At 31.8% G+C, this 25,015-nt stretch carries 24 protein-coding genes; 10 read left to right on the top strand and 14 right to left on the bottom strand.

The window, feature by feature from the left end; all coding sequences use genetic code 11:
- The first annotated feature begins 48 nt into the window (after window positions 1–48).
- Entirely contained in the window at window positions 49–1,218 is a 1,170-nt protein-coding gene (locus tag JJJ02_RS06730) for a diglucosyl diacylglycerol synthase (RefSeq protein ID WP_239242269.1), read from the top strand.
- Entirely contained in the window at window positions 1,196–2,395 is a 1,200-nt protein-coding gene (gene ltaA, locus JJJ02_RS06725) for a lipoteichoic acid biosynthesis MFS flippase LtaA (protein ID WP_239242270.1), read from the top strand. The genes JJJ02_RS06730 and ltaA overlap by 23 nt, the downstream gene beginning before the upstream one ends.
- A gap of 37 nt (window positions 2,396–2,432) precedes the next feature.
- Here ltaA and galU read toward each other — a convergent pair whose 3' ends face one another.
- Window positions 2,433–3,308, bottom strand: a complete 876-nt coding sequence (galU, locus tag JJJ02_RS06720) for a UTP--glucose-1-phosphate uridylyltransferase GalU (RefSeq protein WP_111714402.1) — start codon at window positions 3,306–3,308, stop codon at window positions 2,433–2,435.
- A gap of 148 nt (window positions 3,309–3,456) precedes the next feature.
- Entirely contained in the window at window positions 3,457–4,554 is a 1,098-nt protein-coding gene (locus JJJ02_RS06715; RefSeq protein WP_239242271.1) for an AI-2E family transporter, read from the bottom strand.
- A gap of 92 nt (window positions 4,555–4,646) precedes the next feature.
- Here JJJ02_RS06715 and JJJ02_RS06710 point away from each other — a divergent pair, with 92 nt between their 5' ends.
- The gene (locus JJJ02_RS06710; protein WP_239242272.1) at window positions 4,647–5,369 is read left to right on the top strand and encodes an alpha/beta hydrolase; all 723 of its coding nucleotides are present in this window, start codon (window positions 4,647–4,649) and stop codon (window positions 5,367–5,369) included.
- 44 nt (window positions 5,370–5,413) lie between these two features.
- Window positions 5,414–5,923, top strand: coding sequence for a YjcG family protein (locus tag JJJ02_RS06705; RefSeq protein ID WP_111714399.1), 510 nt, complete (start codon window positions 5,414–5,416; stop codon window positions 5,921–5,923).
- Window positions 5,924–5,951: 28 nt separating this feature from the next.
- On the opposite strand, the gene fabI is transcribed toward JJJ02_RS06705, so the two are convergent.
- From fabI to JJJ02_RS06670, 7 genes are all read right to left on the bottom strand, one after another.
- Window positions 5,952–6,725 carry an enoyl-ACP reductase FabI gene (gene fabI, locus JJJ02_RS06700; RefSeq protein ID WP_240838143.1) on the bottom strand — a complete coding sequence of 258 codons (774 nt, stop codon included), beginning with the start codon at window positions 6,723–6,725 and terminating at the stop codon, window positions 5,952–5,954.
- A gap of 153 nt (window positions 6,726–6,878) precedes the next feature.
- The gene (locus JJJ02_RS06695) at window positions 6,879–8,717 is read right to left on the bottom strand and encodes a monovalent cation:proton antiporter family protein (RefSeq protein WP_239242273.1); all 1,839 of its coding nucleotides are present in this window, start codon (window positions 8,715–8,717) and stop codon (window positions 6,879–6,881) included.
- Window positions 8,718–8,726: 9 nt separating this feature from the next.
- Window positions 8,727–10,103: a magnesium transporter gene (mgtE, locus tag JJJ02_RS06690; protein ID WP_240838141.1), complete on the bottom strand. Its 1,377-nt coding sequence runs from the start codon at window positions 10,101–10,103 to the stop codon at window positions 8,727–8,729.
- Window positions 10,104–10,128: 25 nt separating this feature from the next.
- Window positions 10,129–10,989 carry an RluA family pseudouridine synthase gene (locus tag JJJ02_RS06685; protein ID WP_240838139.1) on the bottom strand — a complete coding sequence of 287 codons (861 nt, stop codon included), beginning with the start codon at window positions 10,987–10,989 and terminating at the stop codon, window positions 10,129–10,131.
- Window positions 10,986–11,783, bottom strand: coding sequence for an NAD kinase (locus tag JJJ02_RS06680; protein WP_111714395.1), 798 nt, complete (start codon window positions 11,781–11,783; stop codon window positions 10,986–10,988). Before JJJ02_RS06680 ends, JJJ02_RS06685 begins: the two co-directional genes overlap by 4 nt.
- 12 nt (window positions 11,784–11,795) lie before the next feature.
- Window positions 11,796–12,425 (bottom strand): GTP diphosphokinase, encoded by a 630-nt coding sequence (yjbM, locus tag JJJ02_RS06675; protein WP_111714394.1) that lies wholly within the window; start codon window positions 12,423–12,425, stop codon window positions 11,796–11,798.
- Window positions 12,426–12,439: 14 nt separating this feature from the next.
- A complete protein-coding gene (locus JJJ02_RS06670) occupies window positions 12,440–12,784 on the bottom strand; it encodes a UPF0738 family protein (RefSeq protein ID WP_111714393.1) in 345 nt (114 codons plus the stop codon).
- A gap of 147 nt (window positions 12,785–12,931) precedes the next feature.
- Here JJJ02_RS06670 and JJJ02_RS06665 point away from each other — a divergent pair, with 147 nt between their 5' ends.
- From JJJ02_RS06665 to JJJ02_RS06655, 3 genes are read left to right on the top strand one after another with little or no spacing between them, the layout of a single operon-like run.
- The gene (locus tag JJJ02_RS06665) at window positions 12,932–13,519 is read left to right on the top strand and encodes a CYTH domain-containing protein (protein ID WP_240838137.1); all 588 of its coding nucleotides are present in this window, start codon (window positions 12,932–12,934) and stop codon (window positions 13,517–13,519) included.
- Window positions 13,520–13,566: 47 nt separating this feature from the next.
- Window positions 13,567–13,932: a globin domain-containing protein gene (locus JJJ02_RS06660; protein WP_240838135.1), complete on the top strand. Its 366-nt coding sequence runs from the start codon at window positions 13,567–13,569 to the stop codon at window positions 13,930–13,932.
- A 19-nt stretch (window positions 13,933–13,951) separates the two neighbouring features.
- Window positions 13,952–14,734 (top strand): DsbA family protein, encoded by a 783-nt coding sequence (locus tag JJJ02_RS06655; RefSeq protein ID WP_111714390.1) that lies wholly within the window; start codon window positions 13,952–13,954, stop codon window positions 14,732–14,734.
- A gap of 331 nt (window positions 14,735–15,065) precedes the next feature.
- On the opposite strand, the gene pepF is transcribed toward JJJ02_RS06655, so the two are convergent.
- The 4 genes from pepF to spxA all read right to left on the bottom strand — a co-directional run bounded on the left by pepF (window position 15,066) and on the right by spxA (window position 19,187).
- Entirely contained in the window at window positions 15,066–16,874 is a 1,809-nt protein-coding gene (gene pepF, locus JJJ02_RS06650; RefSeq protein WP_240838133.1) for an oligoendopeptidase F, read from the bottom strand.
- A gap of 36 nt (window positions 16,875–16,910) precedes the next feature.
- Complete coding sequence (locus JJJ02_RS06645) at window positions 16,911–17,903, bottom strand: competence protein CoiA (protein ID WP_240838131.1); 993 nt, start codon at window positions 17,901–17,903, stop codon at window positions 16,911–16,913.
- A 76-nt stretch (window positions 17,904–17,979) separates the two neighbouring features.
- Window positions 17,980–18,648: an adaptor protein MecA gene (gene mecA, locus JJJ02_RS06640; protein WP_240838130.1), complete on the bottom strand. Its 669-nt coding sequence runs from the start codon at window positions 18,646–18,648 to the stop codon at window positions 17,980–17,982.
- Window positions 18,649–18,791: 143 nt separating this feature from the next.
- Window positions 18,792–19,187, bottom strand: a complete 396-nt coding sequence (gene spxA / locus JJJ02_RS06635; RefSeq protein WP_096076985.1) for a transcriptional regulator SpxA — start codon at window positions 19,185–19,187, stop codon at window positions 18,792–18,794.
- Between the two features lie 476 nt (window positions 19,188–19,663).
- Here spxA and trpS point away from each other — a divergent pair, with 476 nt between their 5' ends.
- Both trpS and JJJ02_RS13440 read left to right on the top strand, forming a co-directional pair.
- Window positions 19,664–20,650 carry a tryptophan--tRNA ligase gene (gene trpS, locus JJJ02_RS06630; RefSeq protein WP_240838122.1) on the top strand — a complete coding sequence of 329 codons (987 nt, stop codon included), beginning with the start codon at window positions 19,664–19,666 and terminating at the stop codon, window positions 20,648–20,650.
- An 824-nt stretch (window positions 20,651–21,474) separates the two neighbouring features.
- Entirely contained in the window at window positions 21,475–21,702 is a 228-nt protein-coding gene (locus JJJ02_RS13440; RefSeq protein ID WP_396614728.1) for a transposase, read from the top strand.
- Between the two features lie 253 nt (window positions 21,703–21,955).
- Here the strand turns inward: JJJ02_RS13440 and JJJ02_RS06625 are convergent, their stop codons facing one another.
- Window positions 21,956–22,396: a hypothetical protein gene (locus tag JJJ02_RS06625; protein ID WP_240838120.1), complete on the bottom strand. Its 441-nt coding sequence runs from the start codon at window positions 22,394–22,396 to the stop codon at window positions 21,956–21,958.
- 449 nt (window positions 22,397–22,845) lie between these two features.
- Between JJJ02_RS06625 and JJJ02_RS06620 the strand changes: the two genes are divergently transcribed.
- Window positions 22,846–23,805, top strand: coding sequence for an IS30 family transposase (locus JJJ02_RS06620; RefSeq protein ID WP_240838118.1), 960 nt, complete (start codon window positions 22,846–22,848; stop codon window positions 23,803–23,805).
- Window positions 23,806–25,015 lie beyond the last annotated feature (1,210 nt).

Genomic DNA, 25,015 nt, shown 5'->3' with positions numbered 1-25,015 from the left:
TGATAATAAGATAGCATTACAATAAATCAAATGAATCGGAGTGTCATTATGCTGATTAAAAATAAAAAAATACTGATTTTGACAGGTTCTTTCGGCAATGGTCATATTTCAGTGACAAATGCACTTGTTAATCAATTTAATAAAATGCACTTACCGAACGTTACTGTAATTGAACATGATTTGTTTCAGGAAGCTCATCCTATCATCAATAGCATCGCTAAAAAATATTATCTTAATAGTTATAAATATTTCAGAAAATCATATGAATATTTCTACTATGCAAGACCAGAGAGGACTGAATCTTGCTTTTATAAATATTATGGATTGAATAAACTTGTCAATCTTATCATTAAAGAAAAGCCGGATTTAATTCTCTTAACGTTCCCTACACCTGTTGTATCCATTTTAAAACGTGATTTCAATATTCATACACCAGTTTGCACAGTTATTACGGACTACCGTCTACATAAAAACTGGATAACACCTGACTCGGAACAATATTTTGTTGCGACAGAAGATTTGAAGCAAGAGTTAGTTGCAGTAGGTGTTCCTATTACAAATATTACCGTAACTGGCATACCTATCCATGAAAAATTTAATTTTTCCGTAGATAGAGATACATGGTTAACTGAACATGGTCTAGATCCAGAAAAGAAGACATTATTAATGGTAGCAGGTGCATTCGGGGTAATGGATGGTTTCAAAGAAATGCTTACTGCATTAGTTGATAAAAGTAATCACCAGTTTGTTGTTGTGTGTGGAAAGAATCAAACACTCGTAAACAATTTACAACAACATTTTAAAGGTAAAAATGTACTGGTTATGGGTTATACGCAGGAGATGGCTGAATGGATGTCAGCATGTGACCTCATGTTAACGAAGCCTGGTGGTATTACCATTACTGAAAGTTTATGTAAACATATCCCCCTTGTATTCTTTGATCCCGCACCTGGACAAGAAGGGGAAAATGCAGTTTATTTTAGCAATAAAGGCTATGCTCGTATTACCCATTCATATGCTGAGACAATTCATGTCACATTAGATTTATTAAATCATGAACGTGAGCTAGAACGCTTAATTCAAAATATGAAAAAAGATTACATTCCAAATTCTGCACAAAACATTTGTAGTTCTATTATCGAAATATTAAACGAATCACTAATCCACAATGATATTCAATCGAAAGCGAGATTATATGCGAGACTCTTCGCGAAGTAGATTTACAGGCAAAAACTTTTGGTTAATGATTTCGATTTTGTTTTTAATGGAATTTGCACGTGGAATGTATGTTTTGAGCTATCTCCCAGTATTGCCGACAACTAATTCTAAAATTACTGTTGGTATCGTTTCTTTTGCCATCACACTTCACTTTATCAGTGATGCGCTCACAAACTTTGGAATTGGATTTATGTTAAAAAGATTTGGTACGAAGAAAGTTTTAAATTTAGGATTTTTATTAGCATTTTTTGGTTTATCTATAGTGGTATGCTTCAATAACCCGATTGCACTAATTATTGCGGCAATACTGACAGGTATTGCTGTAAGTCCAATTTGGGTCATTATGTTAAGTTCAATTGATGATACAAAACGGTCAAAACAGATGGGATATGTTTATTTTGCATGGTTAGTCGGCATGATGGCTGGAATGATTGTTATGAACTTAATATTTAAAATCCATCCGACAAAATTTACTTTTCTCATGCCAGTATTTGTTTTGATTGCATGGTTGCTTTACTTTTTTGTACATGTAGAAGTCTCATTTTTTGAGAAGAAGTCTATAAAGACACAATTTGCCCACATTAAACATGTTATGATGCGACACTTAGTATTATTTCCTGGTATTGTTTTACAAGGACTTGCCATAGGTATGCTTGTACCTATATTACCAATATACGCAATTAAACACCTTCATGTAACAACACTTGAATATACCTATCTATTAATTGCAGGAGGTGTTGGTTGCACGATATCAATGCTATTTATTTCAAAATTTATGGATGAAGTTTCTAAAATTTATTCTCATATCGTTATATTAACTGGATTTGTCATCTTTGGTGTTGCTATATTTACTATGACGCAAATCAATAACTATTATCTGGTACTTATTGCAGCTGTGCTTATCGGTATCTTTTACGGCTTATTATTACCAGGATGGAATGCATTTATGGCGAGTCAGGTTGAAGCTAAATTGAAAGAGGAATCATGGGGTGTATTTAATTCCCTGCAAGGCATTGGCACCATGCTTGGACCTGTTATAGGCGGCATAATTACTGAAGTATTTCATAATACTAATTTTACTTTATTTACTTCAGCTAGTTTATTTTTAAGTCTTGCCTTATTTTACGGGATTTATTTTTTAAGAATGCACCATCAGAAAAACAGAGCTGATCATTAATGAATCAGCTCTGTTTTAATTTTTATTAGCTTGGTAATTAATTTTTGTATTTCTTAACGAGATCTTCTAAAAACGGAATAAGTTGATCTTTCATTTCTGAACGCATCGCGTATTCCATTGTTGTCTTAACAAATCCAATTTTATCTCCAACATCATAACGTTCACCTTCGAAATCATACGCATATACTTCATCATCTTCATTAACACGAGCAATTGCATCTGTAAGTTGAATTTCTCCACCTGCTCCAATATTCTGTTCTTCAAGATAATTGAATATATCTGGTGTTAAAACATAGCGACCCATAATTGCTAATCTAGAATCTGTCGTTCCTAATTTCGGCTTTTCAATTAAAGTATCGATCTCATATAAACGGCCATCCTGTGATTTGGATTCAATCATACCGTATCGTTCTGTATCTTCATATGAAACAGTTTTAGCACCGATTACTGATTTTTGTTTATCATCATAAACATCCATCAGTTGTTTAATTGCCGGTACTTCACCATCAACGATGTCGTCACCGAGTAAGACAGCAAAAGGTTCTTCACCGATAAATTGTTTCGCTGTCCAAATTGCATGACCTAATCCTTGTGGTGATTTTTGTCTCACATAAAAGATATTCGCTAGATTCGTTGAATGCTGTACTTTCTCTAGTAAATCATACTTTCCTTTTTCTTCTAAGTTAAATTCCAGTTCCATTTGGGCATCAAAATGATCTTCAATCGCACGTTTATGCTTACCAGTTACGATAATTATATCTTCAATACCTGCTGCAACTGCTTCTTCAACTATATATTGAATTGTCGGTTTGTCTAAAATCGGTAATATCTCCTTTGGCATTGCTTTAGTAGCAGGTAAAAATCTCGAGCCGATACCAGCAGCTGGAATGACAGCTTTTCTAACTTTTGACATATGAGAAACCATCCTTTACTCAAATTAAATTTTCTATTTTATATTCAATCTATTATAGTTTAACATACTTTAATCAAGGATTAATATTAAGAATTTATAAATAATAGAAGGACAACCAAATAAATGGTTATCCTTCTATTAAGTAATATTATTTCTGATGCTCGTTTACAGATTTAACTGCCTCATGAGTTATATCCTGACGATGCATATAGATGTTGCGTACAATTGTTTTTATGACTGCATATGTTGGAACAGCAACAAGTATTGCCATAAATCCTCCCAAATTACCAGCTGCTAAAATAACGGTAATAATTGTGAGCGGATGAATATTTAAAGATTTACCCATAATATTCGGTGTAATAACATTTCCTTCTAATTGTTGTGCAACAAACATAATGATGATGACATACACGACCATTACCGGATCTTGTATTAAAGCAATGATTATTGCTGGAATTATTGCAAGGTATGGTCCTAAGAATGGAATTAAATTCGTCACCATACCCCACATCGCTAAAATCAATGCATAGTCTAATCCAATGATTAGATAACCTATCAACAACAAAATACCAAGGATAACACTAACAGTAACTTGACCTTGTATGTATGATCTTAACGTTTTATCGATATCTTTAAATAAATTAACGACAAATAATTTTCTTCGTCCTGAAAATGGTGCAGCAACAAAAGGAATAAAACGATCATGATCTTTAAGCATATAAATTAAGAAGAAAGGTACTAAAATAATTAAAAATAAAGTCGAAATAAACTGAGTGATAAATGAAAATGCGTTTGAAACAATTTTTCCTGAAAAACTATTTAATTTTTCAATCCCATTATTGATACCATCCTTAACGTTTTCTGGTAGTTTTTCACGTTGATCTAATGCGATATTAACATAAGATTGAAATTCTTTTTGGATTGTTGGAAAATTATCTACAAAATTATTACCCTGTTTCATAATAATTGGTCCAACAAATGATAAAAATAGACCCGTTAATATAACGAGTGTTAACATAATTGTTGTTAAACTCTGCCATCGCTTGAGATTATATCTCTTCTCCAGTTTATCCTGAAATGGAACAGTTACATAGTAAAGAAAACCGCCTAGTAATAAAGGTAAGATAATCGACTTAACAATTACTATTATAGGGTAAAAAATATGATTAATTTCTAAAAAATACTTGATGATTAGAAATGATAATAATAATGCAACCCCGAATCTAAACCACACTTTTTTTGTCATAATGTCCTCCTAGAAATGATATAGTCTATTATACCCAAAAATAATGATATTATTAATTTAAAATAATAATTATATGAAAAGAGTTGATGATGATGAAAAATGGTCTTATAACACCATTTACTATGAATAGTGAACATTTAAATAGAACAGTAAAACTTGGCATATACTTTCCAGAAGATTACTCTCCATTCGTACAACACACATTGTTTATTTGTTTTGATGGACAGGATTTAAGTCAGATAGGAAGAATTCATCGTAAATATGAAACTTTAAAAGATGATTTTGATAACCCTTCAGTATTTCTTTTCGTACATTATAATAATGTTGATGAGAGAAAAGATGAATATCATCCAGAAGGTATACACCGTGAAAAATTCCAGAAATTTGTGTCTCAAGAATTGCTGGATTACATACAAGACACTTTTAATTTCGTGCATGATAAAAATAATACGATTGTTATCGGAGATAGTTTAGCAGCTAGTATCTCTTTAACACTTGCTATAGAATATTCTGAATTAACTTCAAAATGTTGTCTATTCTCTCCAATGATAACAAATAAAATATTAAATCAAATAAATAATCTTTCCCAAGAAAGAAAAAGCGAATTGAATCTCTATTTAGTTGTCGGTAAAGAGGAAGATTATTTTAAACTATTGACTGGAGATTATGCCGATTTTTTAACACCAATTAGACAATTACATCAAGTGCTAATAGATAATAATATTTCACATTATTATGATGAATTGGACGGTGGACACACATGGAAAACATGGCAAAAAGAAATAGAGAAATGTTTAAATTATTACTTAATTTGAAATTCTGATATAATTGAATTATCAGAAAAAAAGGGGGATTCATTATGAAACTAGGCATTGTATTATACCCATCAAAAGCATATCAGGATGAAATCAATCAGTATCGTAAGCGCTATGATTCTCATTATGCGTTAATCACACCACATATTACGATTAAAGAAGCATTTGAGGTAGATGATCATGACATTGACGCTGTTACTGATAAATTAAAAGAGGTAGCAAAAACTATACAACCAGTAGAAATTAACGTAGAAAAAGTATCAGATTTTGCACCTACTCAAAATATCATCTATTTAAAAGTTAATCCAAATGAAAATCTCGTTAAGTTATTCGAATTATTGAATGATGGTTCATTCTATGGTACGAACACATATCCATTCGTGCCACACTTTACAGTTGGACAGGGTTTTTCTTCGCAGGAATTCGAAGACTTAAAAGGTCAATTATCAATGAAAGATGTTACACACTCTGAAGTTATCGATAAGATTAGTTTATGTTATCAATTAGATAATGATACATGGAATGTAAAAGAAACATTTAAATTAGGGGAATAAAAAAAAGCCATTTCGGCTTTTTTTATTTTTATCCAACGATATGATATCCACCATCTACATGAATATTTTCACCAGTAACCCCACTTGATAAGTCAGTTAATAAATATAATGCAGTTTTACCTACTTCAATAGTATCAACATTTCTTCTTAATGGTGAATGCGCTTCAATTTCTTTTAGTATCGTATTAAAGCTACCGACACCTTTGGCACTCAATGTTCTGATTGGTCCCGCAGAAATTGCATTAACTCGAATACCATCTTGTCCTAAATCAGATGCTAAATATTTAACGTTAGCTTCTAACGATGCTTTCGCTACACCCATTACGTTATAGTTAGGAACAGCAAATTCTCCGCCGATATATGTTGTTGTAACGATAGTTCCACCTTCACGCATTAACTTTGAAGCTTCTCTAGCGACAATTGTTAATGAATATGAACTGATGTCCTGAGCCAGCAAAAATCCTTCACGACTCGTATCGATAAAGCGACCACGCAAATCTTCCATATTTGCAAACGCGATAGAATGAAATACACCATCAATTCGTCCGAATTTATCTCCAATTTGTTTAAATGCATTAACAACATCATCATCACTCTGTACATCACATTGTATCATTTCTGCATTCTGATTATTCTTAAAATTAGGTAGCAACTTCTCTAATTCATTCTTACTTCTTTCTTTACGATACGTAAATACAAGTTTACAGCCAACTTCATCTAAAACTTGTGCGACCCCATATGCAATACTTCTTTTATTCGCTATCCCCATTATCACGTAAACTTTATCCTTAAAATTTAACATCATCGTTCTCCTTTATATGCAACTTCTAGTATCTAGTACTAATTTATTTAACTATAACATAAATCATTACTCAAAAAAAGCGAATCATATCTTTCCTTTAAACAAAAAACAATCTGGCCATGTCTCTATGGGACATGGCCAGATTGTTGATACTTAAAATAATTCTAATTCACGTTTTATTTCATCTACATAGTTTCTTTCACCAGTAACAATTAATCGGTCTTTAAAGTGAAGTTCCGTTTCACCATGTGGCACAATAGAATCATTTCCACGTAATATTCGCACAAAGATAATATCACCTGAAAATGGGAATTCACGTAATTGCATCTCATGATATTTTGTATTTAACATTTCAATTTCATATAATGAAGTTTCAACGTTAGATAAAAGATTTAACATGTTTGGTGATTCGATTAAACCTTTTAATAACGTTTTTGTACTTTGGAATTCACTGAATACTTCAATACCTGCTTCAGTTAACTTATCGTCTTCCTGCAATGTTTCTAAACGGCAGATTACACGTGGTACGCCTTCTTGTTTCGCCATTTCTGCAACACTTCTATTAATTGATTCATCATTCGCCGAACAAACAACAATGTCAAAATCAAACAGACCAGATGCAGATAATGCCTCGTAACTATATTCATCAAGTTCAATTGTTTCCAGATCCTGAATCGTTCTTTTATCGACATTATTCTTTAAGTAGAATAACGTCGGTAAATATAAATCTGATTTAAAGCTTTGCGCGACAGGTATTGATAACTGGTTCTTACCGATAAATGCCACTTTAATCGTTTTTTCTTCAGTAATTGCAACCGGGAAAGTCTTCTTAAATAATATAGGAACAATGACACAAGTGATTACTGCTGCTAATATTAAAGTACCACTTGTAGCACCATCAATTGTACCTAATCGTTCAGCGATTTTTGCCGAAGCGATAACAAGTGATAGCGTTGATGTCAGTAAGAATGAAGACGCAATAACTGTTTTAGTATCATACCACTTTTTTAATATTGCTATCGGAATGACTTTAGTTAAATAGAATGCAATTAATAAGAATGGAATAATAATTAATCCTGAAGGATCTTTAAATAAAGCTGGTATATCTAAATCAACACCTACCATAATAAAGAACATCGGAATAAAGAAGCCATATCCAAAAGAATCTAGTTTATTAACCATATCTTTATCTGGACCTAGAAGACTCACAACACATCCAGCTAAAAAGGCGCCTAATATATTTTCAGCACCTACACCTTCTGCAAGTGCAACGAGCAGAATAATTAAGGCAAATACTGCACGAATTCCAATTTGAGTGGTCCCTGCCATCAGTTTTTCCAGGAATGGCGCTTTTTTGAAATTCTTACCGGTAATATAAAATAATCCGGTAAATACGATTAATATGCCAATTAACCAAATCGGTGAATCGCCTTCAGCATAAAGCGTACCATATAAGGTTAATAATAAAATTGTGGCTAAATCAGCGATTACTGCTACCAACAATATGATTTGTCCAATTGTAGTCTGCATAATATTCATTTCTTTTAAGGTAGGTACTACCACACCTAAAGAAATGGTAGAAATAATAATGATCATCAATAATACATCGTCTATAATACCCGTCCATTTAAATAAATAAGCTGCAATAATCGACAGTATCAAAATGCCGGTAAATATAATTGATGAGATTACAATTGGGTTTGGTTCTTTTTGTTTTGCTTTTTTCTGTTTCGGTGATGATTTAAATGCTTTAAAATCAATTTCTAAACCACTTAAGAACATTAAGAATATAAATCCTAAAGTTGATAACATATTTAACATCGCTGTACGATCTACCCAGTTAAATAGAGACTTTCCTACGATAATACCCATCAATATCTCTGCGACAACTACCGGTAAGAAATTAATACGTAATCGATTTAGTAATATTGGTGTTAAGAAAGCACAAACGACAACAATTACGAGTGATAATAATTCTGCATGATTTCCCATCTTTTCCTCCTAAGTTAAATAACTCATAAAAGTGGTTGCTAATCCGAAATAGATTAACATACTGATAATATCATTGGTAGTAGATATAAATGGACCACTGGCAACAGCAGGATCTATCTTTAATCGATGCATCACTAAAGGAACCATTGCCCCGGCTAATGTAGCTACCGTCATTGCAATCGTTAAACTAAAACAGACAATCAACCCGAGCACTGGTGTTTTATATAATACGCAAATGATAATAAATAACATAACTGAGCAGCTTAACCCGGTAATAAATCCCGATCCCGCTTCTCGCAATGCTAATTTAAACTTACTTTGTTCATCAATCTCGCCTGTTGAAATACCACGAACTACTACGGCTAAACTTTGCGTACCGGAATTACCTGCCATCCCACCGATAAGCGGAATAAATGCTGCAAGTAAAGCGACCTTACTTAATGTATCTTCAAACTGTCCTAATATTGATGCTGTGATCATTCCCATAACAGTTAATGCCATAAGCCATGGCAGACGTTTACGGGCTGTCGCAAACATAGAATCATCTGTAGAATCAATATCACTTACCCCGGCAAGTTTTGAGTAGTCTTCACTTGCCTCTTCATCAATAACGTCTAAAATATCATCGATAGTAATGATACCAAGCAAATGATTTTGATAATCTACAACAGGAATCGCTAAGAAATCATAGTCTTTCATAATATTAGCGACATCTTCCTGATCATCAGCAACATTCACGCTAATAACTCTCTCATTCATTATGTCTTCGATATATTCATCATTTTCTGCAACGATGAGATCTCTAAGAGAGATTACGCCGACAAGTTGTTTCTTTTCATTCAGCACAAAGATATAGTAAATCGTTTCCGCTTGAGGCGCTTGTTCCTTCAATTGAATCATTGCTTCACGCACAGTGCTTAGTGAAGATACTGAAATAAATTCAGTTGTCATCAAACCACCGGCTGTATCCTCTTCGTAATGTAACAGTGCTTTGATTTCACCTGCTGTCTCTTTTTCCATGAGCAGAAGCAAACTCGCTATCTTCGTCTTTGGTAGCATCTTTAAAATATCAACTGCATTATCGAAAGACATCTCTTCAAACATGCTGCTTGCATAACGTGCGTCCATTTCTTCAAAGATGTGATCATATTCATCATCTTCCATTTCAGTTGTTTCCATAAATTCTGCAACTTCTTTTGGAGATAAATAATGATAAATTTTATCTCGATATTCATCACTGGACTCGGTGAAATACTCACCTTGATCATATGTATGAAGTTCGAGGAATTCTTCTCTAAACTGGTCTATATCACCACTCAACAATAGTTCATCTAATGCTTCTTTGTTATACATTTCTTCTTCTAAAACAACTTCTTCTTCTGCCATAATCTCACCTCCAAAATACAATTTATTATAACACATCAAAAAAATGACTTAAATCTTTTGGTAATGATGACTTTATATTTATTTGATTACCGTAAATTGGATGATTAAATCGGACTTCGTTAGCATGAAGTGCATGTCTATCGATTTTTTTGTCATTCCCATACAATGTGTCACCAATCAGTGAATGTCCTAATGTGTAAAAATGGACACGTATTTGATGTGTTCTACCTGTGTGTAGACGTGCTTTTACCAATGATATATTCATGATTTTATTATATTGAAGTAATTGATATTCAGTTCGAGCATTTTGACCATAGACACTAACCTGCCTGGTGATGATTGAAGTGTCACTTCTTTCAATCGGTATGCAAATATTACCTTTAGGCTTCATTTCACCAAGACATATTAATAAATAGTGTTTCTCTATTTCATTCGTCAGCAAATGATGAATCAACTGATGTTTAGCAAATACTACAATACCACTCGTATTTCTATCAAGCCTGCTAACAGGATGAAGCACACTGTTATCAAATTTTTGTTCGAGATATCCATATACTGCTTCTAATAAACTATTATGTGGATGTAATTGAGAAGGTATTGTGTTCATAAAACTAGGTTTATTTACTATGATCATAAAAGAATCATCATATAATATTTCAATTGGAATGTGGTTTGTTATTAAGTATGGACTTCTTATTTCCTCAGGAAGTCGCACAGTTAATGTATCATCTTGAGATATATTTGCTCTAACAGTTACAGGATGATTATTTACAAGTAAAGCGCCATTTTGTTTAATGGCGCTTAATGATTTCTTGCTATAACGCTGACTTTGTAAAAATATTTTTACAGTTGTGGCTTCTTTAATCGTGTATCTAATTTGAATCAATCGTTTGCGATGAAAGAATCATGAACTCTTTTCCAGAATGGAAAAGGCCTAAATCTTGCAAAACGAACTTTCTCATCTGCAACACGATATTGTATCGAAGCCACACCTTTATGATCTGCTGTCAGATGATCAAAAGTAAGTTGTAAAGTACTAGGATTAGCTGGAACAACCTTACAAGTATGATGCTTTGGTAATACTAAAGGAGATCCTACCGTACGAAACACCCGATTATTAATCGATGCTATTTCTGTTATTTGCATCGCTTCTAATGAAGGATGGATCAATGCGCCGCCGAGTGCTTTATTATATGCAGTAGATCCACTCGGTGTCGATATGCATAAACCATCTCCTCTAAAACGTTCAAATTGATCCCCACGGATAAACAAATCAGCTACGAGTGTTGCTCCATTGTGTGTTTTCACTGTTGCTTCATTAAGGGCTAAATATCTTGAAGGTCTTCCCTCCTCATATCTAACAATAACTTCAACTAAAGGGTATTCTATGACTTGAAAAGAATCATTATTTATAGCAAGAATTAATTTTTCAACTTCGTGTGGTAGCCAGTCTGCATAAAAACCAAGATGTCCTGTATGTATTCCAACAAAACTTGTTTCACTCAATCGATGACTATATGTATGAAAGGCTTGTAATAATGTACCATCCCCACCTACAGAAATTACGATTTCGGGTGTTTCAACATCTTCAGTCATATTAAAATCTTTCATAAATCCTGTCATTTTCTGTTTTAAAGCATTGCTTTTTGAATCACCTTTAGACAATATATTAAAGCGCATTCTCTCACCCTCTTAGTCTCTAATCTCACTACGTTGTTCTGAGTAAAACTTTTGAGCTTCTTTTATTTCTTCTCGAATTTCAGACATTTCTTCATCTAATAGATATGCTGCTTCTGCTGCACGCTCTAAACGATTTTGAATTTCTGGTGGATAGTCTCCAGCATATTTATATCGTAATGTATGCTCAATAGTTGCCCAGAAGTTCATCGCTAACGTTCTTATTTGTATTTCTGCCAGTATAAATTTTTGACCTGTTAATGTTTCAATTGGATATTTAATAATGACATGGTATGAACGATAACCACTTTCTTTTGTGTCTTTAATATAATCTCGTTCTTCAACTACTTCAAAATCATGTCTATTTCGCAACATCTGTACAACAACATCTATATCATCTACGAATTGACACATCAGTCTAAGACCAGCAATATCGTACATTTCTTCACTTAAACGATCAAACGGAATACCTCGTGTATTTGCTTTCTCAATGATACTTGGTATCGGTTTAACTCTGCCGGTTACAAATTCTATCGGAGATGATTTACCTTCTGATTGAAATTGTTTACGGATACCCTTTAATTTAATTTTAAGTTCGTCGATTGCTTGTTTGTATGGTGATAAAAATAAATCCCATTGGTTCATAACAACACCTCATTCTATAGCTCAAATACCTCTTCAACACGTTCAACAAAAGGTTTACCATAATTAAAATTTCCTTGAATATTTTCAATGAGTTCATCAAATTCTTCTTTAAAATTAATCAGTTCAATTGTACCGTATAAAAACCACGGATATGATTCATAAGCTTTCATCATATGCCAGGTCTCTTCAACAAATCGTAAATTAGCGAAGCTCTCGCCACCATCTAATAAATAAACAAATTGAAAATTATCACTATCTACCACCATAGTACCTGTGGCTGTTGCTTCAATTGGTGATTCTTCTGTAAATATCATCACTTTATTTTCTTCTAATTTAATTTCATTGACATGTAAATTCATTTTTGTGTCATCTCCTTAACATGAATATTTTAACATAATTATTATAAATGTTTTAATGATTCTTGATTTAGTCATGAATAGAATGTAATATACTTTACTTCATATATTATGTTGTACATAATTAAAATATATAAAAGGGGGTTCACCATGGAAGAACTTGAAATTGAATTCAAGAATCTACTTGACTATTCAACTTACGAAAAATTAAAAAACGCGTTATTTATCGATGCGCCGATAATTACGCAAACCAATTTTTATATCGATACGAATCAATTCGATTTAAAATCGCAGAAATGTGCACTTAGAATTCGTGATAATGGAGCATCTAAAATGATGACATTAAAAATACCACAAACAATTGGTGTCATGGAGTATTCTGCTGTGATTGATGAGCGTATCTTAAATCAGGAATACATCGAACAACGTTACATCCCTGAAAATATTGAACAGCAATTAAAAAAAATGAATATAGCTGATAATTCACTTCGTGTATTTGGTGCGCTATCGACAGAACGTCGCGAAATAGAGTATAAATCCGGTCTACTTGTCCTTGATGCCAGTTATTATCTTGATACGAGCGATTACGAGCTGGAATATGAAGTAAACGACTACGAAGAAGGAAAAGTACACTTTGATGCGTTACTTGAATATTATAACATTGACAAACAAGAAACAATGAGCAAAGTGCAAAGATTTTATAACCACTACAGTAAACTTTCAAGCAAAATACTTTAAAATTGTAATATACATGCTATATTAGTATGAAAGTAAGGAGATGTCAGATGGATACGATTTATGATCGCATCGGCCAGGATAATTTATATCAAATGATAGATATCTTTTATTCTTATGTTAAAGAAGATGAACGTATTAATCATTTATTTCCTGGTGATTTTAATGAAACAGCTCGAAAGCAAAAGCAATTTTTAACACAATTTTTAGGAGGACCAACGCTCTATTCTGACGAACATGGTCATCCCATGATGCGTGCACGTCATATGCCTTTTGTGATTGGAGAATTTGAAAAAGAGGCATGGCTCGAAAATATGACGAAAGCTGCATATAAAGTACCGATGGATGAAGATGTTAGAACATACTTATTGCAACGTTTAACACTTACTGCTGAACATATGAAAAATGTCGATTAAAGGATGAAGGTGATGTAGAATGGGACAACTACAATTAATGGTAAATCAAACGCGAGAACAATTATCGCCTAATAAAAAAATAGAGATCTATTCTTTCTTTGATCCTTTTTGTAAAGATTCTTGGAAACTTAAAGCAACTTTACGTAAATTGCAAATTGAATACTATCAATTCGTAGATATTAAACAAATTCTACTTCCTACTTTGAAAGTACTTACAAAATGCCAGGCACAAAGTACAACTTGCGATGATAATATCGCTTTAGCATTTAAAGCAGCTGAATTACAAGGAAGAAAGAAAGCGAATCTATTTTTGAACTTTATACAGAATGAAATAATGCCAAAACAAGATATAATCACAAAAGAATTGATTATGCATTGTGCGCAAAAAGCAGGATTAGATATAGAAGTCTTCACTAATGACATACGTAGTAATCATGTTACTTCCTCATTAAAGTGTGACCAACATATCGCGAATGAAATGGATGTCAATGTTACACCTACACTTGTTTTCTTTAACGAAAATTATGAAGATGAAGGATTAAAAGTTGAAGGTATTCACGCTTATCATATTTACACATATATCATCAATGAACTTGTAGAAACACCGATAGAAAAAAAGTTACCACCAACGCTTTCAGAATATATTCGAGATCAGGAAATGGTAAGTGAACATGAACTCGAAACTGTTTATGAGTGGCCACATCATATTTTGATGAATGAGTTACGAAAATTAAAGCTCCAGAATATTATTGAAGATGTTTATTATGATCATGATTTATTCTGGCGTTATAAATCACTATAATATATCACACAAAAACCGATATCGTATACGATATCGGTTTTTGTGTGCTTGTTTTTCCAAAGAATTTATTAGTACAGTTTCATTGTTTTTCATAACAGTTATTTGTGCACTTAAAATATAATATTAAAAAATCTCATAAAAAAAATACCGTGTCTGATTACACGGTATTTAAACAAAGGGGATGGGAGAAATTTTTCACTCAAACAAAGGGGTATGTTTGGTATGTGATTAATTTCATGTACTTAATATAACACGTTATTTATTCTGTTTCAAATAAAATGGATACTGTTCACAAATTTGACATATTGCAAACGCATTCATTACTTATTTATTATTTTGATAACTTTATTAATCTTTCAAATTCATCTAATCTTTCTTCAAACACTTTACAAGCATTTTCAATAGCAGCGCTTGATGTCATATCGACACCAGCTTTTTTTAGCACTTCGATAGGATAATCAGAACTACCTGCTTTTAAGAAATGATTGATATAACGATCCACAGCAGGTGCGCCTTCTTCAAGAATTTGCTTGCTTAACGCAAATGCTGCACTATAACCTGTTGCATATTGATAAACATAATAGTTGTAATAAAAATGTGGTATACGGCTCCACTCATATTGAATATTATCATCCGTTATAACAGCATCTCCATAATATTTCTTATTCAATGCAGCATACTCTTTATTTAAACATTCAGCAGTTAATGGTTCATTATTTTCAACGATTGTATGGATGATATGTTCAAATTCAGCAAACATCGTCTGTCTGAATACAGTCCCTCTGAATCCATCTAATTGATAATTAAGTAAATATAACTTTTTCTTTTCATCTTCTAAATTTTTATACATATAATCTGCCAGTAATGCCTCATTACATGTTGATGCCACTTCAGCCACGAATATTGAATAACCTGACATATTAGACGGCTGATTCTTTCTAGAAAAATAGCTATGTGCACTATGTCCAAATTCATGCGTCAATGTAAATGTATTGTTTACATTATCCGTCCAGTTCATTAAAATAAATGGATTTGTTCCAAAAGTACCAGATGAATAAGCACCACTTCGTTTTCCTTTATTTTCGTAAACATCTACCCAGCGATTCGTTAATCCTTCTTTAATTACTTCAATATATTCACTACCCATCGGTTCAAGTGATGCCAGCATCCAATCTTTCGCTTCTTCATAAGTTACTTTGAATTCAACATCTTCTATTAAAGGCGTATACATATCATACATATACATCTCATCTAGACCTAATAATTCTTTACGTAATGCTGTGTAGCGATGTAATAATGGCAGATGATCATTAATCGTCTGAACTAACGTATCATATACAGACTCCGGTATATCATTGTTTGATAAAGCTTGATGACGAGCGCTTTCATAATTTCTTACTTTACTTGAAAATACGCTTGCCTTAACTTTTCCTGCGAGTGTTTGTGACAATGTATTATTAAACTCACCGTATTTAGCGTAAACCTCTTTATATGCATTTTCACGTAATACACGATCATCAGATTCTAAATAAGTAATATAGTTACCATGAGATAACGGTAATGAATTACCATCTTTATCTTTTATGTTATCAAAAGTTAAATCGGCATTGTTAAACATACTAAATGTATTACTTGAAGCAGAAAGTGCTTCCTGAGCTTCAGCTAATATCAATTCTTCCTTTTCACTAAGAACGTGTTCACGTCGTTTATTAATTTTTTCAAGATCAAATTTAAAACGTTCTAACCCTTTATGCTCTGCAATAAATGTATTTAACTGTGATTCATCAATTGTCATCAGTTCCGGTAACATAAAACTCCAAGCAGATGAGAATTGACTTGCAAGTGTTGCAGCACGTTGCTCAAAAGCAGTATACTTTGCATTCGTTGTATCTTCATCATGTTTAAGATGTGCATATACATAGACTTTACCTAATAGTTCATCAATTTCAGCATCTAATAATAATGCATTTAATAAAGTTTCACTTGAAGTACTTAGTTTACCTTGAAATGCTTTTTCTTTGCCAAGATACTCTGAAAGCTCAGTAAAGGCACTTTCCCACGCGTCATCGGATTTAAATATTGTCGTTAAATCCCATGTATTTTGCTCTTGTTGTTCGCTTCTTGTCATTAATTCTGTCATTTTAAATCCTCCATTTCATTAATACATATAATTTTCTCACTTTTCTGTTATTAATGCACGCATTTGACTTGATATATGCTGATAAACTTTTAAGATGTGTAAAGCGAGTTCAGGATGTGACATCATGAAGTTACTTTGTTCAGATAAATTTAAGCAATCCATCCACTTATGAAAATCAAACTGTTGATTGTGAATCATCACCATCAATTCAACCTGCCATTCAATTGGATGTTTATCAATATAAATCTGTTCAGGAATTACTATACGTAAGTATTCCGGAATATTTCTATGATCTATTCTCAGTTGATAAAGACCACTTAATGTGGGCTGCAGCACTGACTTTTTGGCTAAACAATTTTGAATATGCTTTTTCGTTTCTATCTTGCTCAATACACGATGTGTCAACATTAGCTGATTATCAGTAATAATAGAAAGTATCGCTTCTCCATTTATAATCCTAATAATTTTAATTTCAAATTCATTATGATTCAGTACACGGATAATCTGTAAGGCAAAAAAAGATTTTAACTGCGTATGATATGCAAACAATACATTACTTGCTAAATGAATTAATGATTTTTGAAAGTGTGTAAGTTTCATTTGAGTATCATTGATTTTAATATCTTCAAATTTAGCAATCCATATTACTTCTACACCGATTGAATTGTAGCCAGACGTTCTTGTAACAATGTGAGAAACTGGTATTACTGACATCTGCAGTTCAAATGCGATAGAAGAAGTATGATAACAGTCAGGTATCTGCTCAATTGATGACAAATAATATTCCATAAAACATGTAGAAGGATGAAACAAATCATATAAGCAATATTTACCTTCTATATGGGCCACTGTTTCTTTTTTGTATGTGTACATAAAACAATCTTTTAAAGTTTGATGTGCAAAATGCGGTAACTTAACTTTTCCTTTTTTTAATACAACAGGTCTGTTGCAAATTGGACAAGTGTATCGTCCTGGCAATGCACGATTTGCCTCAATTAATTCTCCGGCATCATTTAAAGCAACAAGCATAAAAAAGCACCTCCTACTTATATATAGTAGAAAGTGCTTAAAGTATTTTTTACAATTGTGTAAATATTGTAAATCACTACAATTTAAAATATTTTTGTACTTGATGTTTCACATTATGACTCATCACAACTTTTCCATACTCTTCAAGTTGTTCTTTAGAAATACGTGATTCATCAGCATACTCTAATACATGCGCAACATATGTATGTACTTCATCATCTGATAAACGTTCGTCAAACTGTACATAATAATAATATCTTCCTTCATGCATATAAAGCAGGTCTTCAATGTCAATTTCAAGATGATCATCATAACTGAACTGGATAACATGCTCAAGATCATCAAAGTGTGCAATAAATTCATTATCAATATCATTTATTTCAGATGCTTTCATTAATAAATCACGTAATTCTTTTTCATCCTGAACTGATTTGTTTAAGAAATCGTTTACCTGATATTCAAGATTTTCAGGTGATTCATCATCCGGTAAATGTAAAACATCATCTTGTTTAGTTTTTGTTACAACAAATTCAATACCTTTATCAAATGCATGGACTTGTATCCATAATGGTCCTTCAACAAAAAATTCTTCTTCTTCGTTGATTTCTTCCATCATAGACCAAAAGAATTCTTCACCAGCTTTACGGTTCGTCCATAAATCATCGCGTTTAAATCCTCGAGCCTCTATATCTGCATATGTTAAATAAAATTTTAATGTAGTGTCATTGACGCGTTCAATTCTCATGGTCTATTCCCCCTATCAATAGAATTGTAAGTCTATTGTACATTAAAGGGTATATCCTCACAATGAATAAACCTTAAAATGATACATAAAAAAGCTGTCAAATTCGTTCATGTGAACAAATTATGACAGCTTGTTAATTAAAATTAATCTACCATACGTTGTGCTTCTAATAATTGGAACGTGCGCACTTTACGTGGTAAGAAACGTCTAATTTCATCTTCATTGTATCCAACTTGTAAACGCTTTTCATCTAAGATGATTGGACGACGTAATAACCCAGGATTTTTTTGAATAATTTCATATAACTCCTGTAATGGTAATGCGTCAATATCAACATTTAATTTTTGGAATGTTTTTGAACGTGTAGAAATGATTTCATCTGTACCATCTTCTGTCATTCTTAAGATTGCTTTTATTTCATCAATTGATAAGTTTTCTGAAAATATATTACGCTCCGTATACGGAATGTCATGTTCTTGTAACCATGCTTTCGCTTTACGGCAAGATGTGCAACTTGGTGAAGTAAATAATGTTACCATACATCTCACTCTCCTAATTATGTTATTTATCGGTTAGATTATTATTTGCATAATTTATCTTAAACACTTAATTATATTTACCCTATACGTGTTAACTTAAACATTGTCAAATGATAAAACTTAAAAATAATTATAAAATTATATTAAGCAATCTAATGTTAAGATAAATGCTATAGATGTTTGTTCTAACCTGATATTGTTATTATATTATCTGAACATTAAAATTTAATGAGAATTCTCTAATAAAATGAAAATAATTATCTGAACATTCAATCATAAATCACTCAAGATAGTCTCACAAAATTTTATTATTTACTCTTACACTATACACCTTATAAATCCTTATTACAATACGTTTTCATCTATTTTCATTTTTGTCACATAATAAATTAATCATAATATTTATGATATCTGTTTATTTATTATATCCGTTTATATAGTACAATATACTTACTATTATTAAAGGAGTTTTATATATGCAAACATTATTTTCAGGAATTCAACCGAGTGGTGTTCCTACAATCGGAAATTACATCGGAGCATTACAACAATTTGTTGAAATTCAAAATGACTATGACTGCTACTTTTGTATTGTTGATCAGCATGCGATTACTGTACCACAGGACAAAGCAGCATTAAGGAAAAATATCCGTTCACTGGCAGCACTTTATCTTGCTAGTGGATTAGATCCGGAAAAAGTAACGCTCTTCATTCAATCAGAAGTACCAGCTCATGCACAGGCAGGGTGGATGCTGACAACGATTTCAACGATTGGTGAACTAGAACGTATGACGCAATTTAAAGATAAGGCAAAGGATCGTAAAGAAGGTATTCCTGCAGGATTATTAACTTATCCACCACTTATGGCTGCGGATATATTATTATATGGCACACATATCGTTCCTGTCGGTGATGATCAGAAACAACATCTTGAATTAACACGTGATCTCGCTGAACGATTTAACAATAAATATAATGATATATTTACGATTCCGGAAATTAGAATGCCTAAAGTCGGTGGACGCGTGATGAGTTTACAGGATCCAACGAAAAAAATGAGTAAATCTGATAGCAATACGAAAGGATATATATCTCTCCTTGACCCACCGAATACTGTAGCGAAAAAAATCAAAAGTGCAGTTACTGATTCTGAAGGCATCGTAAAATATGATAAAGAAAATAAACCTGGTATTTCTAACTTATTAGGTATTTATTCAATCTTCTCCGGTAAAACGATTGAAGAACTTGAAAGTATGTATGAAGGTAAAGGTTATGGCGACTTTAAATCAGATTTAGCAGACGTTGTAGTCGCATTTATTACCCCCTTCCAGGAAAAATATGAATACTACATGAATTCACCAGAACTTGATGAAATACTTGACCGTGGTGCTGAAAAAGCAGCATTTAAAGCAAATAAAATGCTTAAAAAGATGGAAAACGCAATGGGTTTAGGACGTAAATGATAAACCCTAAAGAATAAATTATAAAGGTACATTTCTGACAACCTTCAATGAAGTTCTCAGATTGTAGACAAACTCACTTTTAGGGTTTGTCTATTTTTTATATTTTTTATTTGATTTAGTCGTTTGAATCAAGTCCATCTCTATGTTCCTACTTAACATCTGCAAACTTTCTTTCAATAGTTTGGCATCTTAATCTTTAACCATTTCTTCCATTTTAAGTATGTCTTATTTCTTCTACATCTTCTAGATAATAATAGAATATATATCTTTGATTCTATTTTTTATATCTCTTACTTTTTTTACCCTGCTTAAGAAATGGATATGCTTTACATATAATCGGGTTTGAGTGATATACCTTAAAACCATCACAATCAGTATATATATTTAAGATGTTGATTGGTAGGGTAAATATATTCATTGTAATACTCATCACATACAAATTCTTTCTTCCTAAAACTATCTTTTGGATCATGTGGACTTGAATAAGACATAAATGGAATGATTGACTCATTTAATAAAAAGTATACATTAAAAGGTATTTTATATCCTAGATCAATAGCTAATATTTCTATTTTAATTACTTTGTTTTTTCATTCACAAACCCAAAGAGGTCAACTTTGTATTATCGTGTCCATTTTCTGGTGTAACATAACGTTTTACAAAAAAAGCCATTTCTATAACGTATTCATGTATACTAAAAGCAAATCGTTTTTCTCTCTTTTCTTTTTTATAATATCCAGCTTCAGAATTTGTAAGAATCTTTTTATTCTTTTATCTCAAAAATCTGACTTGAAGTAAAGCTTTTCTGTCTACTTGATGAATATATATACTGCCCCTTAAAAAGCCAGTATATAAAAGGAAATACTGAATTCAAAATTATTTCCAAAATTTCTAAAAATAAGAATAGGGAACAACATAAATTTAATATAAAAGAAAAACTTTTAGAACAAGAAAATGCTAACTACTACAGTCAAAGAAAAATTGATGTAGAACCACATTTTGGAAATCTGAAGGCAAATTTAGGTTTCACACGATTCACAGTCCGAGGTTAACAAAAGTTTATAACGAACTTGGCATCGTTTTAATCTCAACCAATATGAGAAAATATACTGCCCTAAGAACAGATTCTAATATAATAAATGAAAAAAAATAAAGAACACCACTTTAATTTTAATTTATAAGTGGTGTTCTTATCATTTAAGTTACCTATCTATCACCGAGTGTCTTTTTGGAACAGCAAAGTTGACGATTCAAGATAAGTATTTTCAATAATGATTATCAGAAAAATCTTAGTAATTTTTAATTCTAGTAAAATCCAGTTACGAAATCAGTTCTACCTTGAAAAGCTAAATCTGTAACTAGATGTAAATTTACTGATTGTGCATCAGAAGTATTAGCATCCCAAGAAAATGATTTTGAAGTTTTTGGCGCTATCATAATATTACTGTATCTACTTGTTGAATCACTATTCCTTTTATCGATATAAAAGGCTTTAGAGTATGGCGTTTGTCTAGAGCTGTTTTGGATTAACAAAGTCACTTTGTCAACATAAACAGGACCATTTGTTTTAGATACTTTATAGACTGTTGTCATCTTAACATAAATTGGCCCCGTAGAAGTTTGAATATACTTATCATTTACGAAAGTATGAGTTCCTACTGTTCTTGGAGCTTTTTTAATACTGTCTGCTGCATAGGCAGACTGACTAAATAAAATTACATTTGCCGCTAAAACTAAAGTAAACACTAATAGAAATGATTTTTTAAATATTTTATTCATTTCAATAACACCTCCTATTCACATATTATACTATTTTTTTAAAATTATTCTACATTATTTGAAAAAACTAGTATATAACGTAAAAATATTGAAATTACTTTCAAAAATTTTATGAAATTATGTCCAATATTCTGAATTCAATAAATTTTAAATAAAATTATTTTAACGAGAATGCTTTAAATTATGTTTGAAACTTAAAACGCTATACAAATCATTTTCAACAGCCAATAAACAACAATCATCATTGACTATTGACATAATCTGATAATTTAAGAATAAAACAAAGATAACACTATTAATAATTTGATTTTTTTAATATCGTCGATTGTAAAATTAAGCTAGACAACTAAAAAAGCCATCTGTGCTAAACTCAATATGTATTTCCGACCAAAGAAAACATAAGGAGTCAGTACAGAATGGCCTATAAACATCTTAACCTGGATGAACTCACGTTCATAGAATCATATTATCATCAAAATCTTTCGGTAAAAGAAATCGCAAAGAGATTGAAACAATCAAGACAGACAATTTATAACGTAATAAATGCACTTAAGACAGGCATAACTGCACTGGAAAATTACCAAGAGTATAAGCAAAGAAAATCAAATTGTGGCAGACATAGAATAGTACTTCCAGAAAATCAGTCAGCTTATATTCGAGAAAAAGTATTCAATGGCTGGACACCTGACACCATTATTGGCAGAGGTGAACACCCGATTGATTGTTCTGTAAAAACTCTTTATAGAATGTTTAAGAAAAACGTCTTTTCGGTACAATCTTTACCTATGAAAGGTAAAAGGAAGCCAAATGGTCATTATGAAAAAAGAGGTAGACAGGCTTTCAAAAGACACATTTCTGAAAGAATAGAAGAGTTTCCTTTCTTCTTTCAAGAATTTGGTCATCTTGAAGGTGACACTATCATTGGCCGTAATCATGGGAGTGCTGTCATAACCTTAGTAGAAAGAATCTCTAAGATGATTATCATTATACGACCTCAAGGTCGCAAGGCAGATGATATTGAAGATGCTCTTCACTCTATGTTTTCAGCTTTACCTCCTCATATATTTAAATCGATTACTTTCGATTGTGGTAAGGAGTTCTCCAACTGGAAAACAATCTGTAACCGACACGATATTTCGATATTCTTTGCTGACCCCGGCACTCCTTCGCAACGTGGATTGAATGAACATTCTAACGGGATACTTAGACGCAGTGGATTAGATAAAGAATTAGACTTTAATTCAGTCACTGATGATTATATCATTAGTGTTGCTCAAAATATTAATCATCGCCCCAGAAAATCGCTGGGCTATAAAACACCATTGGAAGTATTTATGAGTTTCATCGAAGATGAGAATTTGTCTAGCTTATTTTGACAAACGAAATATTTAAAAATTAATGGAACATAAAAAACATTAAGAATACTTTTTGCAATCTAAGCCTTAATTGAAAATGAAATTACTCTTATAAAGTAATTGAGGTGACCAAAAAAACAATTCTATAGAAAATATTGACGAATCCCGTATAAAAATCAAATTAAGTTATTATTATTTTGCAAAAACTGAATACACCTTATATGTGGAAATAAAATTACTTGTATAAAAAAACTTCCTTCCCACAATAATATTAATTTAAAGATAAGTATCATAAATGGTATGGTCGAAAATTGTTTTGAAATTGATATGTATCAGATATCCTTTCAATTCAGTATATTCTATAGGTCTATTAGATTCTAATAAATATAAAAAGATATCCAGAATCTTTAAAACTTCTACCATTATTTAAGAAATGCATTAACATAGTTAATCAAAAATGAAATTATAGAGGTTTTCTTCGTAAGCAATGATCAGTAATGGATTCCAGTACACAATATTTTCTCTGACACTTACATCCATCTAGATCTATCAAACCCCTTTGCACCAAAAAGTGTTCCCTAAAGAAAAACTGATATTTGAGATGCAGAACAGATTGCTCAATTAGTACATTGTGGATTAATAGATCCTTCAAATATATCTGATTAAGAAGAAGTGCAACTGAGATTATTAATACCTAGAAAGAAATATTTTGAAATACTACACAATGCGAATATGAAATTCATAATTTATTACAGCAAGCTAAAATAAAACTAACTTCAGTATTAGCAGATTTTTTTGGTAAATCAGTTAGAGAGTTACCAAAAATAATCATTAAGGGTGAAGTACCTGAAGTGAAACCTGTATTTAAATGTAAACACGGCAAAATGAGGACCATAACTCATATAATAGTTTAATCATAAGATGGAAAACTTCCATCAAATAGATGATTGGCTATTCAAAGAATCATTTGATGAGTTGAAATTAAATGGGGAAAGAATCAAAAGAGATTCGAAAGAAATTGGTTACTATAATAAAATACACTTCAAAGAGATGTATGAAAAGCTTCAAAGTGTTACTAGTGTCAGTAAAAGATGAAAGTCCTGATGTTTTAAATGAAATTGATCCGAATTTAGAGGCTTTTAAAAACAGCTGGAAATTTCACTTCATATTCGGGACTTCTTTCAAGTTTATATGAAAGCGCTGGAAATAGTAAATCATCTCATATATTCCT

This window comes from Macrococcus sp. PK (assembly GCF_022501545.1).
In the GTDB taxonomy this organism is placed as follows: Bacteria; Bacillota; Bacilli; order Staphylococcales; family Staphylococcaceae; genus Macrococcoides; species Macrococcoides epidermidis.
This window is presented reverse-complemented; position numbering and strand designations above follow the sequence as displayed.

Bases quoted from the DNA above. Each gene is read 5' to 3' on its own strand.
- yjbM (WP_111714394.1), bottom strand. From the start codon at position 12,425: ATGAACCAATGGGATTTATTTTTATCACCATACAAACAAGCAATCGAC.
- fabI (WP_240838143.1), bottom strand. From the start codon at position 6,725: ATGTTAAATTTTAAGGATAAAGTTTACGTGATAATGGGGATAGCGAAT.
- mecA (WP_240838130.1), bottom strand. From the start codon at position 18,648: ATGAGAATTGAACGCGTCAATGACACTACATTAAAATTTTATTTAACA.
- JJJ02_RS06715 (WP_239242271.1), bottom strand. From the start codon at position 4,554: ATGACAAAAAAAGTGTGGTTTAGATTCGGGGTTGCATTATTATTATCA.
- JJJ02_RS06710 (WP_239242272.1), top strand. From the start codon at position 4,647: ATGAAAAATGGTCTTATAACACCATTTACTATGAATAGTGAACATTTA.
- JJJ02_RS06705 (WP_111714399.1), top strand. From the start codon at position 5,414: ATGAAACTAGGCATTGTATTATACCCATCAAAAGCATATCAGGATGAA.
- ltaA (WP_239242270.1), top strand. From the start codon at position 1,196: ATGCGAGACTCTTCGCGAAGTAGATTTACAGGCAAAAACTTTTGGTTA.
- spxA (WP_096076985.1), bottom strand. From the start codon at position 19,187: ATGGTAACATTATTTACTTCACCAAGTTGCACATCTTGCCGTAAAGCG.
- JJJ02_RS06645 (WP_240838131.1), bottom strand. From the start codon at position 17,903: ATGCTTGTTGCTTTAAATGATGCCGGAGAATTAATTGAGGCAAATCGT.
- JJJ02_RS06620 (WP_240838118.1), top strand. From the start codon at position 22,846: ATGGCCTATAAACATCTTAACCTGGATGAACTCACGTTCATAGAATCA.
- JJJ02_RS06665 (WP_240838137.1), top strand. From the start codon at position 12,932: ATGGAAGAACTTGAAATTGAATTCAAGAATCTACTTGACTATTCAACT.
- JJJ02_RS06680 (WP_111714395.1), bottom strand. From the start codon at position 11,783: ATGCGCTTTAATATATTGTCTAAAGGTGATTCAAAAAGCAATGCTTTA.
- pepF (WP_240838133.1), bottom strand. From the start codon at position 16,874: ATGACAGAATTAATGACAAGAAGCGAACAACAAGAGCAAAATACATGG.
- trpS (WP_240838122.1), top strand. From the start codon at position 19,664: ATGCAAACATTATTTTCAGGAATTCAACCGAGTGGTGTTCCTACAATC.
- mgtE (WP_240838141.1), bottom strand. From the start codon at position 10,103: ATGGCAGAAGAAGAAGTTGTTTTAGAAGAAGAAATGTATAACAAAGAA.
- JJJ02_RS06670 (WP_111714393.1), bottom strand. From the start codon at position 12,784: ATGAATTTACATGTCAATGAAATTAAATTAGAAGAAAATAAAGTGATG.
- JJJ02_RS06660 (WP_240838135.1), top strand. From the start codon at position 13,567: ATGGATACGATTTATGATCGCATCGGCCAGGATAATTTATATCAAATG.
- JJJ02_RS06655 (WP_111714390.1), top strand. From the start codon at position 13,952: ATGGGACAACTACAATTAATGGTAAATCAAACGCGAGAACAATTATCG.
- JJJ02_RS06695 (WP_239242273.1), bottom strand. From the start codon at position 8,717: ATGGGAAATCATGCAGAATTATTATCACTCGTAATTGTTGTCGTTTGT.
- JJJ02_RS06730 (WP_239242269.1), top strand. From the start codon at position 49: ATGCTGATTAAAAATAAAAAAATACTGATTTTGACAGGTTCTTTCGGC.
- galU (WP_111714402.1), bottom strand. From the start codon at position 3,308: ATGTCAAAAGTTAGAAAAGCTGTCATTCCAGCTGCTGGTATCGGCTCG.